This is a genomic window from Streptomyces sp. NPDC016459, from assembly GCF_040632845.1.
Taxonomy (GTDB): Bacteria; Actinomycetota; Actinomycetes; order Streptomycetales; family Streptomycetaceae; genus Streptomyces.
This window is the reverse complement of the sequence record NZ_JBEYCR010000002.1, coordinates 568,548-583,462: the sequence shown is the minus strand read 5'-3', so window position 1 is coordinate 583,462 and position 14,915 is coordinate 568,548. Positions and strand designations below refer to the sequence as shown.

Sequence of the window (14,915 nt, the reverse complement as noted above, 5' to 3'; positions counted from 1 at the left end):
CTCCCCAGGGGCCGGGCCGCAGCGGCGTCCACCGGCAGCCCCGGTGCGCGCCCCTCCGGTTACAGTCCAGATATGAGCAAGCCCCGGTCCCTCGTGCTGCCGCCCCGCACCCGCGCCCGGTCGCTGGTGACCGCGCGCGGCGACTTCGCCGTGCTCGACACGGAGCCGCTGGGCGAGCCGCGCGGGACGGTGCTGCTGCTGCCCGGGTACACCGGTAGCAAAGAGGACTTCCTGGCCGTCCTCGAACCGCTGAGCGAGGCCGGCTACCGGGCCGTGGCGGTGGACGGGCGCGGTCAGTACGAGTCGGCGGGCCCCCGGGGCCGGGCCGCCTATCGTCGCCGGGCCCTCGCCCTGGACGCGGTGGCGCAGGCCGCGGCCCTCGGGGACGGTCCCGTGCATCTGCTCGGGCACTCGTTCGGCGGCCTGGTGGCCCGGGGGGCCGCGTCGCTCGCCCCGGCCGCCTTCCGTACCCTCACCCTGCTCTCCTCGGGCCCCGGCCGGGTCGCCCGGCCGCAGCGGATCCGCATCCGGGTGCTGCGCGTCGCGCTGGCGCTGCTGCCGAAGGAGCGGGTGTGGCGGGCGATGTGCTGGCTGGACAGCCGGGGCGAGGAACCGGACACGGACGACGCGCCGGAGCTGGCGGGCTTCCTGCGGCGACGCTGGATGCGGACCCGTACGCCCCAGCTCGCGTACGCGGGGCGGCTCCTGCTCGACCGTCGGGACGGTACGCCGGAGCTGACCGCGCTGCGGATGCCCCTGCACGTCGTCTACGGCTCGGACGAGATGGTCTGGCCCGTCGAGGACCTCGCGACGGCGGCCGCCCGCACGGGTGCGCACCACACCGTGGTGGCGGGCGCCGGCCACTCCCCCAATGTGTCGCACCCGCGAGAGCTGACGGACCGGCTGACCGGCTTCTGGGAGCGGCAGGCCGCGCCCGCGGGGGTCAGAACTGCGCCTTGAGGTGCTGCCAGAACCCGTCCCGCAGGGCGCGCCGGAGGGATGCGTGGCCGCGCAGGGAGCGGCTGAGCAGTCGTTCCGCCTCGACGAGCAGGTCCTGGTCGACGGGCCCCGGCAGGTAGGGCGCGGCGGGCAGGAGTTCGGCGAGCCGGTCCCGGCCGCGCTCGCCGAGCCAGGTCGCCGCGATCTGGGCGCCGACGAAGCGCACCTCCTCGCGGGAGGGCGGCGGCTCGCCCTCGTTCTCGTACGTGGTGACGGGGCGGCGGGTGACGTACGGGCGGCAGAAGTCCAGCTCGAAGGTGCGCTGGCTGTCGACCTCCCAGAGCAGTGCCTCTGCCTGGTTGCGTCCCTCGGCGGCCTCGATGCCCCAGAGGTGGACGCGGGCCCCGTAGCCCTGGGCCGCCTCGACGGCCGAGACGAGGTCCTCGTCGCCGCCGACGAGGGCGGCGTCGCTGATGGCGCGGTGGCGGGCGAGTGACTCCAGGTCCGTGCGGATGAGGGAGTCGACGCCCTTCTGCTGGTTGTTGGCGTTGAGGTTGCCGAGGCGGACCTTGACGTCGGGGAGTTCGGCGATGGCCTGCTGCTCGGGGGTGTGGATGCGGCGCCTGGCCCCGTCGTACCAGTAGACGCGGAGGAGTCTGCTGTCGGCGAAGATCGTGCGGGCCTTGTCGATGAAGGCCTCGATGAGGCCTTCCGCGTCCAGGTCGAAGGAGCGCCGGTCCTCGGTTCCCGTCACCAGCAATCCTGCCGCAGCATGGACGTAACCCGCGTCGACGAAGATGGCGTGGGTGGAGGGAGTCTTGGCGACCTCGGCCAGCATCCGCTGGAGGAGCTCATTGGTGCGCTCGATCCGCGCGTCGAGGGCGCGAAGGCGGACGTCGGTCTCGGTCACCTGTGGGGTGTCTGCGTCGTTCATACCGGGCTCATTGTCCGCCGCCCGGGGCTCGGCCGCCACACTCTCCTACCCGTTAGTAGTTAGACATCCGAAAAATTTCCTTAGCGTAAGGAATGTTTGCAGGATGCATGCCGTTGAACCCATACGTAACGCAGTTCTCCTCCAGGAGGATCAACTCAGACGAAGGGAGAAGCCCATGCGCTTCGAAATCCTGCGACTCGACGACGTCGATGGCACGCCCGTCGACCGGACCGTCGTGGACGCCGCCTCCGTCAATCGGATCGTGCAGCAGGCCGCATCGATCGGCCAGCGCATCTGGATCCGCCCCGCCGAGACCTCGGCCTCGTAACAGGCCGGGTCCACCCCACGCACCGCGCCCCCGCGCGGACTCCGCCAGAGCGGAATCCGTACGGGGGCGCAGTGGTGTCCGGGGTCGTCCCGGGCCGACGGCTCAGGCGTTCTGGATCACCTGGGTGACGCCGTTGATGATCTGCTGCACGGCGATGGCGGAGAGCATCATGCCGGCGAGCCGGGTCACCAGGACCACACCGCCGTCCTTGATGACCCGGATGATCAGCAGCGAGTACCGCATGGTCAGCCAGAGCACGACGTGCATGGCGACGATGGCGGCCCAGACGGAGACCTGCGCGGCCGCGCCGTCGGCGTTCTGCACGGCGAGGATGACCGAGACGATCGCGCCGGGGCCGGCGAGCAGGGGCATGCCCAGGGGGACGAGGGCGACGTTCACGTCCTTGGTCTGCTGGGGCTCGTCGGTCTTGCCGGTGAGCAGGTCGAGCGCGATGAGCAGCAGCAGGAGACCGCCCGCGATCATCAGGGCGGGGACGGAGACGTGCAGGTACGCGAGGATCTGCTGGCCCAGGATGCCGAAGACGGTGATGACACCGAAGGCCACGGCGACGGCCTGCCAGGCCATCCGGCGCTGCACCTTGGCGGCGCGGCCGGAGGTGAGGGCGAGGAAGATCGGGGTGATCCCGGGGGGATCCATGATCACGAAGAGGGTGAGGAACAGCGAGCCGAAGACGGCGACGTCGAACACGGTGGGGTGCCTAGCGGGAGAGGTGGAACGGTGGAGTGTCGCCCCCGCCCCCGGAATCCGGGATTCCGGCGGCGGGGCAGGACGAGCGCCGCCGCGGCAGGGCAGGAAGCCGTGCGCGGCCGCGTGAGGATGCGCGGAGTGGGCGGGCGCGCGTCGCACGTGCGACGGCGGGCACGATGGCCTGCCGCCGGAGCGGTGGGACGGCGGGAACGGGGCGGAGCGCCCGGCCCGGTACCGGCGGGTCCGGCGGATCAGGGCCGGACGCGCCCTAGACGGAGGTTCCCCCCGCGCCGGGGACCGGGAAGGCCCCCGCTGCACGGCGGGTGATCTCGCCGTAGATCTCGGGGTCGGTCGTGTACTCGCCGAGGCGGCAGGTCTTGCGGCTGCCGTGGTAGTCGCTGGAGCCCGTGGTCAGCAGACCGAGTTCCTTCGCGAGCCCGCGCAGCCGCGCGCGCGTCGCCTCGTCGTGGTCCATGTGGTCGACCTCGATGCCGTCGAGCCCCGCCTCGGCCAGCCGCGCTATCGAGGCCTCGGGGAGGACCTGGCCGCGCTTGACGGCGAGCGGGTGCGCGAAGACGGTGACCCCTCCGGCCGCCTTGACCAGGCGGATCGCCTCGATCGGGTCCAGCTCGTGCTTGCCGACGTACGCCCGGCCGCCGTCGGCGAGCCACTCGGGCGTGAACGCCCCCGACACGTCCGGTACGACCCCGAGCTCGACCAGCGCCTCGGCGACGTGGGGGCGGCCCACGGAGCCGTCGCCCGCGATCCGGGCGACCTGCTCCCAGGTGACGGGGACGCCCAGTTCCCGGAGCTTGCCGACCATGGCCCGCGCGCGCGGCACCCGGTCGTCACGGACGAGTTCGCGCTCGGCGAGGAGCGCGGGCTCCTCGGGGTCGAAGAGGTACGCGAGCATGTGCAGGCCGATGCCGTCGATCCGGCAGGACAGCTCGGCCCCGGTGACGAGGGTCAGCCCCTCGGGCAGGGCCTCGATCGCCTCGGCGTGGCCGCGGGTGGTGTCGTGGTCCGTCAGCGCGACGACGTCGAGCCCGGCCGCCGCCGCGTTCCGGACGAGCTCGGCCGGGGAGTCCGTGCCGTCGGACGCCGTGGAGTGGGTGTGCAGATCGATGCGCACGACGCGGACTCCGGGGGCTCGGCAGCGGACGAGGGACGCTCCAGCATAACGGGCGATCCGCACAGCGCTGTACGGAGCCATGGGCCGCGGCGCCCGTTACCACCCCGAACTGACGGCCGGGTCGTGGCCGTCAGCGCCAGGCGGCCCGGACGCGCGGTTGCCCGCCGCCGGTCGGCCCGGGCGCCGCGGCTACCACCGGTCGGCCCGGCCGCGCCCACCGCCGCCGTCCGCCGGCCCCGTCGGCTCTGTCGTCCGCCGTCACGCGAGCAGTCGCGGGGTCAGCGCCCCGCACGGCAGGAGCTCGACCTCGGCGCCCGCGTCCCGCAGGTCCGTCAGGACCAGTTCGTCGTACATCAGCAGGCCGGACTGCTCGGGCCAGACGATCGCCCACAGCCACAGGCCCCGCGCCTCCCCCGCGAAGACCGCCCGGTCATGGGGGGTGTCCTTCACGTGCCAGAGCGGGGTGGGCCGTCCGGCGGCGAGCACCTTCGTCTGCGGTGGCTTGTCGATGGCCATGCCGGCGCCGGGATCGGGGCCGTCGATGCCGGCGTACCGGGCGCCGAGGCCGACTCCGAGCTCCTCCGCGACGAGCAGCAGCTCACCGAGGCCGCCGAGCGGTCCGGGCCCCGAGCAGGCGACGGCGGTCGCGCGTCCACCGCTGCGGTCGTCACCGGCGTAGGCGACTCCGGTGAAGAGCCAGCCGACGGGCAGGGGCCACGGCATCCACACCGGCACCTGGGACCGGTTCACCACGACACCGAGGGCCTCGACGCTCGGCGGGATCACCGGCTGGAGCGGATGCACCGAGCCGTGCACGTCGCACTGCCAGGAGTCGGCGAACAGACCGGGCGCCCTGACCCGGCCACCGCACTTCGGACAACTGGGTTCGCCCCTCATAGGGCTCAACGGTCCTACCCCTCGGGCCGCGCGTCAAGGACGCCCACCTGACGATCACCCGTCCGGCCCGTGCCGTTCACCCTGAGCCACCCCGGGCCCGACCGGCGCCCGATCCGAGCCGTTCCACCGCGCCCGATCCGGTGCCGCGCGAGCGCGGCACCGGACACCGAGCACCCGATCCAGGCCGCGCGACCGCGCCACCGGCGCCGGACCCACGGCCCCGCGCTCAGTCCAGGTCCACGGACCGGCGCAGGGGGTCGCGCAGGTCCGTGCCCCGCGCCAGCCAGCGTTCCTCCAGGGCCTGCGCCCCGTGCACCCGCTTCCACGCCGCCTCGTTCGGGGTCATCGGGAGCAGCGGCAGGAAACGCACCGGGTCCATCGGGTCGTCGAGGTCCAGGTCCTCGACGAGGCCGCCCGACTCGGCGACCAGGACGGAGCTGAAGGCGGCGCCCGGCCAGAGCGGCTCGCCGACGTCGAGCGAGGCACCGGGGGCCACGATCACGCCCTCGACCTGCGGGGTGGCGGCGAGGACGGCGAGCGGGCGCAGCACCTTGTCGGTCTCGGCGAGGCCGCCCCGCACCGTGAGGACGAGCTCCGCGCGCGGGCCCTTCACCGGGTCGGCGAGGGCGGCGGTCGGGTCGGCCATCGGCTGGGCGGACATGCCGAGGGTCGCGTACCGCACGACGTCGCCGTCGACGAAGCGGAGCACCTCGATCCGGTCCGTGCCGAGGAACGTCACCGCGGCCCGCGCGTCCGGTTCTCCGAGCGCCGTCCGCAACCGGGCCTCGACCAGAGCAAGAACTTCTCCCATGGGCTGAGCATAAAGCGCGTATGGAACGGGCAAAGTCAGGGATTGACCCTCAGTCGGCTGATAGTCTTGGCCGCTGGTCGGGACTCCCGACTACTCGTCACACGTCATCCCTCACGGGGGACCGGCCGGAGGAGGTGGGGCTGCGATGGACCGAAGTCGGTCGGGCAGTACCAGCCGCTCTTCCGCCCCGCACCCGAGCCCGGTGCGTACGACCCACCGGTGATTCCGGCCCGTACCTCGCCGTACGGACTTCTCTCCCCGGCATCTCGCACGACGGAAGAGCATCTCGCCTTTGCCTGTCTGTAGCGAACGCCGTCACCGCGATCCCCCGGTGCCGCCCGCTTTGTGGACGACGTCACACCACGTCCCCATTCCGGGCTGTGCCACGGTCGCCGACGGCTCTCCGTGAAGGAGCATGCCCATGTCGATGATCCGTGACCTGCGCGCAGCCGTCCGCCCGAGCCTGCGGCACCCCCTGCGCAAGACCCCCACCACGTACACCTCGTACGACCCCACCCGCGACCACTCGGCCTCGACGGCCGTGGTCGACTGCGCCGTCTACCGCGACGGGGAGCGCGTCGAGGACAGCGAGTGCCTCACCCCGCGGGGCGCGATGAGCGAGGTGCGGGAGAGCGGCGGCTTCACCTGGATCGGTCTGCACGAGCCGACCGAGGCCGAATTCGCCGGTATCGCGGCCGAGTTCGGGCTGCACCCGCTCGCCGTCGAGGACGCGGTGCACGCCCACCAGCGGCCCAAGCTGGAGCGGTACGACGACACCCTCTTCACCGTCTTCAAGACCATCCACTACGTGGAGCACGCCGAACTCACCGCGACCAGCGAGGTCGTGGAGACCGGCGAGGTCATGTGCTTCACCGGCCCCGACTTCGTCATCACCGTCCGGCACGGCGGCCAGGGCTCCCTGCGCAACCTCCGGCACCGCCTCCAGGGCGAACCCGAGCTGCTCGCCAAAGGCCCCTCCGCCGTGCTGCACGCCATCGCCGACCATGTGGTCGACGGCTACATCGCGGTCGCCGACGCCGTCGAGCTCGACATCGACCAGCTGGAGATCGACGTCTTCTCGCCGGCCGCGAAGGGCGCCACGCGCGGTGCGGACACCGGCCGGATCTACCAGCTGAAGCGCGAGGTCCTGGAGTTCAAGCGGGCCGTGTCGCCGCTGCTGCGGCCGATGCAGCTGCTCAGCGAGCGGCCGATGCGGCTGGTCGACCCCGACATCCAGAAGTACTTCCGGGACGTCGCCGACCACCTCGCCCGCGTCCAGGAGCAGGTCGTCGGCTTCGACGAACTCCTCAACTCGATCCTCCAGGCCAACCTGGCGCAGGCGACCGTCGCGCAGAACGAGGACATGCGCAAGATCACCTCGTGGGCGGCGATCGTCGCCGTCCCCACGGCGGTCTGCGGCGTCTACGGCATGAACTTCGACCACATGCCCGAACTGCACTGGAAGTACGGCTACCCGATGGTGCTGACCGGCATCATCGCGGTCTGCTTCACCATCCACCGCACCCTCAAGCGCAACGGCTGGCTGTAGGACGGCTGCCGTTAGGCTTCGGGCATGACCGACACGCTGCTCACCGGCGCCCTCGTCGAGGAGGCCACCAAGAAGTCCGGCCTCGTCTGGGTGCGCGGCACCGGGCCCGCCCGCGCGCTCTGGCACGTCTGGCACGACGGCGCCGCGTGCGTGGTCGGCGACGGCCCCGGCGAGCAGCCGCTGCCCGGTCTCCTCGACGGCGGTACGGCCGAGGTGACGGTCCGCAGCAAGGACAAGGGCGGCCGGCTCGTCGCCTGGACGGCCGCCGTACGCGAGCTCGCCCCCGGCACCGAGGAGTGGGACGCGGCGGTCGCCGAGCTCAAGGGCAAGCGGCTCAACGCGCCCGACGGCGAGGCCATGACGGGGCGCTGGGCGCGCGAGTGCCGGGTGCTGCGGCTCGACCCGCGCGAGGCGACCACGGAGCTGCCGGACGGCTCCCTGGCCGCCGTACCGCTGCCCTCGGCGGCCACGACCCGCGACACGGTCCCGGGCGGCCTCCCGAAACTGCTGCTGAAGCGCCGCCGCCGCTAGGGCCATCTACGTCCGGGGCAGCTGCTTGCCGTAGTCGAGGGTCTCCTCCTTCGACGGCGCCGAGAGCGGGAAGTCCTGGTTCCACTCGGAGAGCACCACGACGCCCGCTCCCCCGCCCCGTGCGAACCGCAGCGGATACGGGGTGCCGTCGAGGGCCACGTCGAGGGCGCCGCCCTCCCCGCCCTCGCCGCCCTTGACCCTGACCGTACGGATCCCGCCGATCTGGTCCCGGTCGCCCTTGACCTTCTCGCCGTGCAGGCCGATGAGCCCGTCGAGGAGCAGGCCCATGTCGGTGAAGCCGCGCAGCTGCTTGTACGAGGGGTCGCCCTGGGGCACCTTCACGTACATGTCGTCGAGCTTGTCGGCGGCCTCGGCGTCCGATTCCGTCGGCGTGTCGCCGTCCTGGGCGTCGTCGTGCGCCCAGAAGCCCGCGTCGGCCTTCAGGTAGAGCGCCTCACCGACCCGGAGCAGCTCGAAGGTGCTGTTCTTCGTCGTCACCGAGCCGGTGGCGCCGTCCTGCTTGAGGCGCATGTTCAGCTTGAAGGTGTCGCCCTTGCTGACCAGGCTTCCGGCGAGCCGTACCGCCTTCGCCGTGTCCGCGGCGGACCGGGCCTTGCCCTCGATCTCGGGCGCGGAGAGCTTCCCGACCCCGTTGGTCCCCTCGTCCGGGTCGGCGGCGCACGCCGTGAGTCCCACCGTCAGTCCGGCGCAGAGCGCCAGGGGCGTCACAGCCCTGCGGATACGCGATGACGGGGTACGGGCGGTCATCTGCGCTGCCTCTCGTGTCGTGGGGGGGGCGGCGGGCCGTGGCCCGTGGGGACTGCCGGGGCCGGGGAGACTACCGTGTTCCCGGACCGGCGGAACGGCCGGGTCCGGTGCGGGCGCCGACGGGGGGGGAACGGCAGCTCGCAGCGTACCCGGGCCAGGGGAAGGGCCCGGCGGCAGCCGTACGGAGGCACTGCCGGGGCGGCTGGGAACCGGGCGGGCTAGCCTGAACCCGGTAGAACTCCGGCTTGGACTCGAATCGTGCGGCACCGAGGAGGCGCGTGGCATGGCGGCAGGCGCCCCCCGGATCTTCGTCTCCCACCTCGCGGGGGTCCCCGTATTCGACCCCGTCGGCGACCAGGTGGGCCGGGTCAGCGACCTGGTGGCCATGCTGCGGGTCGGCCGCAGGCCGCCGCGGCTGCTCGGCATGGTGGTGGAGGTCCTCAGCCGCCGCCGGGTGTTCGTCCCCATGACCCGGATCACCGGCGTCCAGTCCGGCCAGGTCATCACCACCGGCGTGGTCAACATGCGCCGCTTCGAACAGCGCCCCACCGAGCGGCTCGTCCTCGGCGAACTCCTCGACCGGCGGGTCCGGCTCGTGGGTCCCGGCGGGCAGGAGGGCGAGGAGGTCACGGTCCTCGACGTCGCCATCCAGCAGCTGCCGGCCCGCCGCGACTGGGAGATCGACAAGGTCTTCGTCCGGCGCGGCAAGGGCGGGGCGCTGCGCCGCAAGGGCGAGACCCTGACCGTCGAGTGGTCGGCCGTCACCGGCTTCTCCCTGGAGGAGCACGGGCAGGGCGCCGAGAACCTCGTCGCCACCTTCGAGCGGCTGCGTCCCGCCGACGTCGCCAACGCCCTGCACCACCTCTCCCCGAAGCGGCGTGCCGAGGTGGCGGCGGCACTCGACGACGACCGGCTCGCCGACGTCCTCGAAGAGCTGCCGGAGGACGACCAGATCGAGATCCTCGGCAAGCTGAAGGACGAGCGCGCGGCCGACGTCCTGGAGGCGATGGACCCCGACGACGCGGCCGACCTGCTGTCCGAGCTGCCCGAGGAGGACCAGGAGCGGCTCCTTACGCTGATGCGGCCGGACGACGCGGCCGACGTGCGCCGGCTCCTGGCGTACGAGGAGCGCACGGCGGGCGGTCTGATGACGACCGAGCCGATCGTGCTGCGGCCGGACGCCACGGTCGCGGACGCGCTCGCCCGGGTCCGGCAGCAGGACCTGTCCCCGGCCCTCGCCGCCCAGGTGTACGTGTGCCGGCCGCCGGACGAGACGCCGACCGGCAAGTACCTGGGCACGGTGCACTTCCAGCGGCTCCTGCGCGATCCGCCGTTCACTCTGGTCAGCTCGCTCGTGGACAGCGATCTGCCGCCGCTCGGCCCGGACACCCCGCTGCCCGCCGTCACCAGCTATCTCGCCGCGTACAACATGGTCGCGGCGCCGGTGGTGGACGAGGGCGGTTCGCTGCTCGGCGCGGTCACCGTCGACGACGTGCTCGACCACCTGCTGCCGGAGGACTGGCGGGAGACCGAGTTCCACGAGGAGGGGGCGGGGCATGGCGGCTGAGCGCACACAGGACCGGGAGCGCGAGCGGGACCGGCCGGGTCCCCGCATCCGGCTCGACCTGCCGCGCGAGCGCCGGGCCAGGCTGCTTCCGGAGTACGACCCCGAGGCCTTCGGGCGGATGTCGGAGCGGATCGCCCGGTTCCTGGGGACGGGTCGGTTCCTCGTCTGGATGACCCTGACGATCATCCTCTGGGTCGCGTGGAACATCTTCGCGCCGGCGTCGCTGAAGTTCGACGAGTACCCGTTCATCTTCCTGACGCTCGCGCTGTCCCTCCAGGCCTCGTACGCGGCGCCGCTGATCCTGCTCGCCCAGAACCGGCAGGACGACCGGGACCGGGTCAATCTCGAACAGGACCGGAAGCAGAACGAGCGGTCGATCGCCGACACCGAGTACCTGACCCGGGAGATCGCGGCGCTGCGGATGGGCCTCGGCGAGGTCGCCACGCGCGACTGGATCCGGTCGGAACTCCAGGACCTCATCAAGGAGCTGGAGGAGCGCCGGGATCTATTCCCGGCGGACGGTACCCGGGGAAGTGACGTACCCGACCGTTGACAGGCCTTTCATGGGCCGGTGGTCGGCGCCGTACCATCGTCGGTATGGCTATGGAAGACGCGGTGCTCGAAGCACTGGCGACGGTGAACGACCCCGAGATCAACAAACCGATCACTGAGCTCGGCATGGTCAAGTCGGTGGAGATCGAGCCGGACGGCAGGGTCGCCGTCACGGTCTACCTGACCGTCTCCGGCTGCCCGATGCGCGACACCATCACGCAGCGCGTGACGGATGCCGTCTCCCGGGTCGACGGCGTCACCGCCGTCGACGTCTCGCTGGACGTGATGAGCGACGAGCAGCGCAAGGAGCTGGCGGCGGCGCTGCGCGGCACGGGCGCCGAGCGCGAGGTGCCGTTCGCGAAGCCCGGCTCGCTGACCCGGGTGTACGCGGTGGCGTCCGGCAAGGGCGGTGTCGGCAAGTCGTCCGTCACCGTGAACCTGGCGGCGGCGATGGCCGCGGACGGGCTGAAGGTCGGTGTCGTCGACGCCGACATCTACGGCCACAGCGTGCCGCGGATGCTGGGCGCGGACGGGCGTCCGACCCAGGTCGAGAACATGATCATGCCGCCGTCGGCGCACGGCGTGAAGGTCATCTCCATCGGCATGTTCACCCCGGGCAACGCCCCGGTCGTGTGGCGCGGCCCGATGCTGCACCGCGCGCTCCAGCAGTTCCTCGCGGACGTGTACTGGGGGGACCTGGACGTCCTCCTGCTCGACCTGCCCCCGGGTACCGGCGACATCGCGATCTCGGTCGCGCAGCTCGTCCCCAACGCGGAGATCCTGGTCGTCACCACCCCGCAGCAGGCCGCGGCCGAGGTCGCGGAGCGGGCCGGCTCGATCGCCGTCCAGACGCACCAGAAGATCGTCGGCGTCGTGGAGAACATGGCGGGCCTGCCGTGCCCGCACTGCGACGAGATGGTCGACGTGTTCGGCTCGGGCGGCGGCCAGAAGGTCGCGGACGGCCTGACGCAGACCACGGGCACGAGCGTCCCGGTCCTCGGCTCGATCCCGATCGACGTACGGCTCCGCGAGGGCGGCGACGACGGCACGCCGGTCGTCCTCTCCGACCCCGACTCCCCGGCGGGCGCGGCGCTCCGCGCGATCGCCGGCAAGCTCGGCGGCCGCCAGCGCGGCCTCTCGGGCATGAGCCTGGGCATCACGCCGCGCAACAAGTTCTGAGGTTCAGGACGTGACGGAGGGCGCCCCCGTGGGGGCGCCCTCCGCCGTACCGTCAGGCGTACGCGTCGAGGTCCTTGATCTGCGAGAACCCGAGCCCGTACGCGCTCATGCCCCGCCCGTACGCCCCGATGTGGACGCCCGCGGCGGAACCGGCGAGGACCCAGCCGAACTCCGACTCCCGGTAGTGGAACGGCATCGGCACCCCGTCCACCGGCAGCGACAGCGTCGACCACTCCGGTCCGTCGAGGTCGTCGGCCAGCTCGAAGGCCGTCTCGGTCTGCTGGTCCAGCCAGTTGTCCCGCGTCGCGTGGTCGAGCGAGGCGGGCCAGGTGTGGACGAGCAGCCCCGACCCGGCCAGCCAGGCCGCCGAGGCGACGGTGGTGGCGTCGAGGACGCCCGTCCCGTCACCGCTGCGGCGCACGGGACTCGCCCCGACCGTCACGACGACCGCGAACCGCTCCTTCTCCGCCGCGCTCGCGTCCGACTTTATGGTCGGCGTGTCGCCGTGCCCGGTCGACCCGTGCTGCACGCTGCCGTCCGCCGCCGTACCGACCTGCATCAGCCAGCGGGGCCCGGTGAAGGCCTCGTCGAGGCCGTACCAGGCGAACTGCGCGCGCAGATAGCCCTCGGCGGTCCGCCGGGCCGTCGGCACGCCCTCCACCCGACTCGTGGTCTCCATCTCGGCCGCCTCCTCGTTCCGTCAACAGAGCGAGGATAGCCACCGCGACGCGTCGGGTCGGTGACAGCCCGTCGTCAGGTCGCGTCGGAGTCGTACGGCGGACGCTCTCCGGTGTCCGGCTTGTCCTGCTTCTTGAGCAGGTCGGGAGAGGAGCCGTTGACCGCGGCGGGCGCGGCGGTGGCGGCGCCGTCGCGGCCGTGGACCGCGTCGGCGACGTCGTTCATCTCCTTCTTGAGGTCGAAGCTGCCGCGCAGCTCCTTGAGCTCACGAAGGTCGTCGTTCTGCTCCATCTGCTTGCGCAGGAACGTCTTGGGGTTGAGGTCCTCGAACTCGAAGTCCTTGAAGTCCGGGCCCAGCTCGCTGCGGATGTCCTCCTTCGCGCTGTCGGAGAAGTCACGGACCTTCTTCACGAAGCGCGAGACGTCCTGGATCACCTTCGGGAGCTTCTCCGGCCCGAAGACGAGCACGGCGAGGACCACGAGCGCCACCAGCTCGAGTGCGCCTATGTCGCTGAACACGTAGTAGCTCCTTCATGCCGGGTCAAGGGCCCAGGCCCCGGTCCACGGTACCCGCCGAAACCGCCGGGCGGGTACCTCGCGGTGTCCGTCACATGGCGCTCAGGTGCCCTGCGAGGAACCGAGCGTCAGCGTCTTCGTCAGCTCCTTGCCGCCGCGGGTCAGGGTGAGCTCCAGCCGGTCGCCCGGACGGTGGGCGCGGATCTTCACGATCAGCTCCTCGCCGTTGTGGACGCGCTGGCCGTCGACCTTGGTGATGACGTCGCCCGGCCGGAGCCCGGCCTTGGCCGCCGGGCCGCCGGGCGTGACGGAGGCGGAGCCGTCCTTGCCCTTCTCGCCGACGCGGGCCCCGTCGCCGTTGAACTGCATGTCGAGGCTCACCCCGATGACGGGGTGGCTGGCCTTGCCGGTGTTGATGAGTTCCTCGGCGACGCGCTTGCCCTGGTTGATCGGTATGGCGAAGCCGAGGCCGATGGAGCCGGGCTGGGAGGCGCCGGCGCCGTCGCCCTCGCCCGAGCCGCCGCCGGCCGCGCGGATCGCGCTGTTGATGCCGATGACCCGGGCCTTGGAGTCGAGGAGCGGGCCGCCGGAGTTGCCCGGGTTGATGGGGGCGTCGGTCTGGAGCGCGTCGACGTAGCTGACGTCGCTGCCGTCGCCCTTCTCGCCGCCCGCGGTGATCGGGCGCTCCTTGGCGCTGATGATCCCGGAGGTGACCGTGTTGGAGAGGTCGAAGGGGGCGCCGATGGCGACGACGGGGTCGCCGACGCGGACGTTGTCGGAGTTGCCCAGCGGCAGCGGCTTGAGGCCGGAGACGCCGGTGACCTGGACGACGGCCAGGTCGTAACCGGTGTCCTTGCCGACGAGCTTGGCGCGGGCGGTCTCGCCGCTGGAGAAGGTCACCGAGATGTCCTCCGAGGACTCGGCCGAGTCGACGACGTGGTTGTTGGTGAGGATGTGGCCCTTGGTGTCGAGGACGAAGCCGGTGCCGGTGCCCGACGAACCACCGCCCTTGACGTGCAGGGTGACCACGCCGGGCAGGGCACTGGCGGCGATCCCGGCCACGCTCTCGGGGGCGCGGTCGGTGTCCCCGGCGTCCGCCTGCGGGAGTTCGACGGTGGTGAGCCCGCCGTTCCGCTCGACGTAGGCGCCGATGCCGCCGCCGATGACGCCGGTGACGAGGGCGAAGACCAGCGCTCCCACGACCGCGAGCCCCTTGCGGGACTTCTTCACGGGCGCGGGCGGCAGCCCGGCCCCGCCGACCCCCCAGGGGTCGTACTGCACCCAGGGCGCACCAGCGGCCTGGGGGTGACCCTGAGGTTGGGGGTGGGGCTGAGGCTGCGGGTGAGCCTGGGGGTGTGCCTGCGGCGGTACGGGGGGCATGTGGGCCTGCTGGGGCGGTACGGGGGCCGACGGGAGCTGTACGGGCGGGGCGGGCGCCCAGGGGCCGGGCTCCCCGTAGGGCGGCGTCCGGTACTCGTCGGGCGCGTGCAGGGGTCCGGGCACGGGCTGCGCGACCGTCGGGGGCTCGGGCGACGCCGCCGTCTCCGCCGCAAGGGTCACGTCGGCCGCACCGGGCGCACCGGCCTCGTCAGTGACATGTGGCGCACCGGCCGCCTCCGTCACCACCGGGGGCTGCGGCGCGGGCAGGGGAAAGTCACCGTCGTCGGCTCCGCCCCCGCCGGGGCGGTCGGTGGCCTCGCCGGCCGGAGGCGGCGAGGGTATCCGCGCCGCCTCCGGCGTGCTCGAAGGCCGGCTCCACCAGTTCGGCTTCCCGTTGTCCATGCTCTCCCCGCAGCCCGCTGACCCGTCCGCGCCCCTGGGTCGGG

Annotated in this window: 16 protein-coding genes; 7 read left to right on the top strand and 9 right to left on the bottom strand. The window is 72.5% G+C overall.

Annotated elements, in window-relative coordinates; translation table 11 throughout:
* Window positions 1-72: 72 nt before the first annotated feature.
* Complete coding sequence (locus ABZ567_RS08355) at window positions 73-960, top strand: alpha/beta hydrolase (protein ID WP_360785932.1); 888 nt, start codon at window positions 73-75, stop codon at window positions 958-960.
* Here ABZ567_RS08355 and ABZ567_RS08350 read toward each other — a convergent pair.
* Window positions 944-1,873, bottom strand: coding sequence for an NYN domain-containing protein (locus ABZ567_RS08350; RefSeq protein WP_360785930.1), 930 nt, complete (start codon window positions 1,871-1,873; stop codon window positions 944-946). The genes ABZ567_RS08355 and ABZ567_RS08350 overlap by 17 nt on opposite strands.
* Before the next feature lie 175 nt (window positions 1,874-2,048).
* On the opposite strand from ABZ567_RS08350, the gene ABZ567_RS08345 reads away from it, so the two are divergent.
* Window positions 2,049-2,201 (top strand): hypothetical protein, encoded by a 153-nt coding sequence (locus tag ABZ567_RS08345; protein ID WP_104860408.1) that lies wholly within the window; start codon window positions 2,049-2,051, stop codon window positions 2,199-2,201.
* A 102-nt stretch (window positions 2,202-2,303) separates the two neighbouring features.
* On the opposite strand, the gene ABZ567_RS08340 is transcribed toward ABZ567_RS08345, so the two are convergent.
* The 4 genes from ABZ567_RS08340 to ABZ567_RS08325 form a co-directional block, all read right to left on the bottom strand.
* On the bottom strand, window positions 2,304-2,909 hold the full coding sequence (locus tag ABZ567_RS08340) for a MarC family protein (protein WP_360785928.1): 606 nt from the start codon (window positions 2,907-2,909) through the stop codon (window positions 2,304-2,306).
* A 268-nt stretch (window positions 2,910-3,177) separates the two neighbouring features.
* Window positions 3,178-4,041, bottom strand: a complete 864-nt coding sequence (locus ABZ567_RS08335; RefSeq protein WP_360785926.1) for a PHP domain-containing protein — start codon at window positions 4,039-4,041, stop codon at window positions 3,178-3,180.
* A gap of 258 nt (window positions 4,042-4,299) precedes the next feature.
* Window positions 4,300-4,938, bottom strand: coding sequence for a DUF6758 family protein (locus tag ABZ567_RS08330; RefSeq protein WP_360785924.1), 639 nt, complete (start codon window positions 4,936-4,938; stop codon window positions 4,300-4,302).
* A gap of 226 nt (window positions 4,939-5,164) precedes the next feature.
* Complete coding sequence (locus ABZ567_RS08325) at window positions 5,165-5,749, bottom strand: suppressor of fused domain protein (protein ID WP_360785923.1); 585 nt, start codon at window positions 5,747-5,749, stop codon at window positions 5,165-5,167.
* Window positions 5,750-6,170: 421 nt separating this feature from the next.
* Here ABZ567_RS08325 and ABZ567_RS08320 point away from each other — a divergent pair, with 421 nt between their 5' ends.
* Complete coding sequence (locus tag ABZ567_RS08320) at window positions 6,171-7,298, top strand: magnesium and cobalt transport protein CorA (protein WP_360785921.1); 1,128 nt, start codon at window positions 6,171-6,173, stop codon at window positions 7,296-7,298.
* 24 nt (window positions 7,299-7,322) lie between these two features.
* Window positions 7,323-7,829 carry a hypothetical protein gene (locus ABZ567_RS08315; protein WP_360785919.1) on the top strand — a complete coding sequence of 169 codons (507 nt, stop codon included), beginning with the start codon at window positions 7,323-7,325 and terminating at the stop codon, window positions 7,827-7,829.
* Between the two features lie 6 nt (window positions 7,830-7,835).
* Here ABZ567_RS08315 and ABZ567_RS08310 read toward each other — a convergent pair whose 3' ends face one another.
* Complete coding sequence (locus tag ABZ567_RS08310; RefSeq protein WP_360785917.1) at window positions 7,836-8,597, bottom strand: hypothetical protein; 762 nt, start codon at window positions 8,595-8,597, stop codon at window positions 7,836-7,838.
* A 283-nt stretch (window positions 8,598-8,880) separates the two neighbouring features.
* Between ABZ567_RS08310 and ABZ567_RS08305 the strand changes: the two genes are divergently transcribed.
* From ABZ567_RS08305 to ABZ567_RS08295, 3 genes are read left to right on the top strand one after another with little or no spacing between them, the layout of a single operon-like run.
* A complete protein-coding gene (locus tag ABZ567_RS08305) occupies window positions 8,881-10,164 on the top strand; it encodes a CBS domain-containing protein (RefSeq protein WP_360785915.1) in 1,284 nt (427 codons plus the stop codon).
* A complete protein-coding gene (locus tag ABZ567_RS08300) occupies window positions 10,154-10,717 on the top strand; it encodes a DUF1003 domain-containing protein (RefSeq protein WP_360785913.1) in 564 nt (187 codons plus the stop codon). The genes ABZ567_RS08305 and ABZ567_RS08300 overlap by 11 nt, the downstream gene beginning before the upstream one ends.
* 44 nt (window positions 10,718-10,761) lie before the next feature.
* Window positions 10,762-11,895 carry an Mrp/NBP35 family ATP-binding protein gene (locus ABZ567_RS08295; protein ID WP_360785911.1) on the top strand — a complete coding sequence of 378 codons (1,134 nt, stop codon included), beginning with the start codon at window positions 10,762-10,764 and terminating at the stop codon, window positions 11,893-11,895.
* A gap of 52 nt (window positions 11,896-11,947) precedes the next feature.
* Here the strand turns inward: ABZ567_RS08295 and ABZ567_RS08290 are convergent, their stop codons facing one another.
* The 3 genes from ABZ567_RS08290 to ABZ567_RS08280 form a co-directional block, all read right to left on the bottom strand.
* Window positions 11,948-12,574, bottom strand: coding sequence for a hypothetical protein (locus ABZ567_RS08290; RefSeq protein WP_360785909.1), 627 nt, complete (start codon window positions 12,572-12,574; stop codon window positions 11,948-11,950).
* A gap of 74 nt (window positions 12,575-12,648) precedes the next feature.
* Window positions 12,649-13,092 (bottom strand): sec-independent translocase, encoded by a 444-nt coding sequence (locus tag ABZ567_RS08285; RefSeq protein ID WP_360785908.1) that lies wholly within the window; start codon window positions 13,090-13,092, stop codon window positions 12,649-12,651.
* A 99-nt stretch (window positions 13,093-13,191) separates the two neighbouring features.
* Window positions 13,192-14,871: a trypsin-like peptidase domain-containing protein gene (locus ABZ567_RS08280; protein ID WP_360785906.1), complete on the bottom strand. Its 1,680-nt coding sequence runs from the start codon at window positions 14,869-14,871 to the stop codon at window positions 13,192-13,194.
* Between the last annotated feature and the right edge of the window lie 44 nt (window positions 14,872-14,915).

What these genes read in the sequence shown, in the direction of transcription:
- ABZ567_RS08355 (WP_360785932.1), top strand. Translation starts at nt 73, where the DNA reads ATGAGCAAGCCCCGGTCCCTCGTGCTGCCGCCCCGCACCCGCGCCCGG.
- ABZ567_RS08350 (WP_360785930.1), bottom strand. Translation starts at nt 1,873, where the DNA reads ATGAACGACGCAGACACCCCACAGGTGACCGAGACCGACGTCCGCCTT.
- ABZ567_RS08345 (WP_104860408.1), top strand. Translation starts at nt 2,049, where the DNA reads ATGCGCTTCGAAATCCTGCGACTCGACGACGTCGATGGCACGCCCGTC.
- ABZ567_RS08330 (WP_360785924.1), bottom strand. Translation starts at nt 4,938, where the DNA reads ATGAGGGGCGAACCCAGTTGTCCGAAGTGCGGTGGCCGGGTCAGGGCG.
- ABZ567_RS08325 (WP_360785923.1), bottom strand. Translation starts at nt 5,749, where the DNA reads ATGGGAGAAGTTCTTGCTCTGGTCGAGGCCCGGTTGCGGACGGCGCTC.
- ABZ567_RS08320 (WP_360785921.1), top strand. Translation starts at nt 6,171, where the DNA reads ATGTCGATGATCCGTGACCTGCGCGCAGCCGTCCGCCCGAGCCTGCGG.
- ABZ567_RS08315 (WP_360785919.1), top strand. Translation starts at nt 7,323, where the DNA reads ATGACCGACACGCTGCTCACCGGCGCCCTCGTCGAGGAGGCCACCAAG.
- ABZ567_RS08310 (WP_360785917.1), bottom strand. Translation starts at nt 8,597, where the DNA reads ATGACCGCCCGTACCCCGTCATCGCGTATCCGCAGGGCTGTGACGCCC.
- ABZ567_RS08305 (WP_360785915.1), top strand. Translation starts at nt 8,881, where the DNA reads ATGGCGGCAGGCGCCCCCCGGATCTTCGTCTCCCACCTCGCGGGGGTC.
- ABZ567_RS08300 (WP_360785913.1), top strand. Translation starts at nt 10,154, where the DNA reads ATGGCGGCTGAGCGCACACAGGACCGGGAGCGCGAGCGGGACCGGCCG.
- ABZ567_RS08295 (WP_360785911.1), top strand. Translation starts at nt 10,762, where the DNA reads ATGGCTATGGAAGACGCGGTGCTCGAAGCACTGGCGACGGTGAACGAC.
- ABZ567_RS08290 (WP_360785909.1), bottom strand. Translation starts at nt 12,574, where the DNA reads ATGGAGACCACGAGTCGGGTGGAGGGCGTGCCGACGGCCCGGCGGACC.
- ABZ567_RS08280 (WP_360785906.1), bottom strand. Translation starts at nt 14,871, where the DNA reads ATGGACAACGGGAAGCCGAACTGGTGGAGCCGGCCTTCGAGCACGCCG.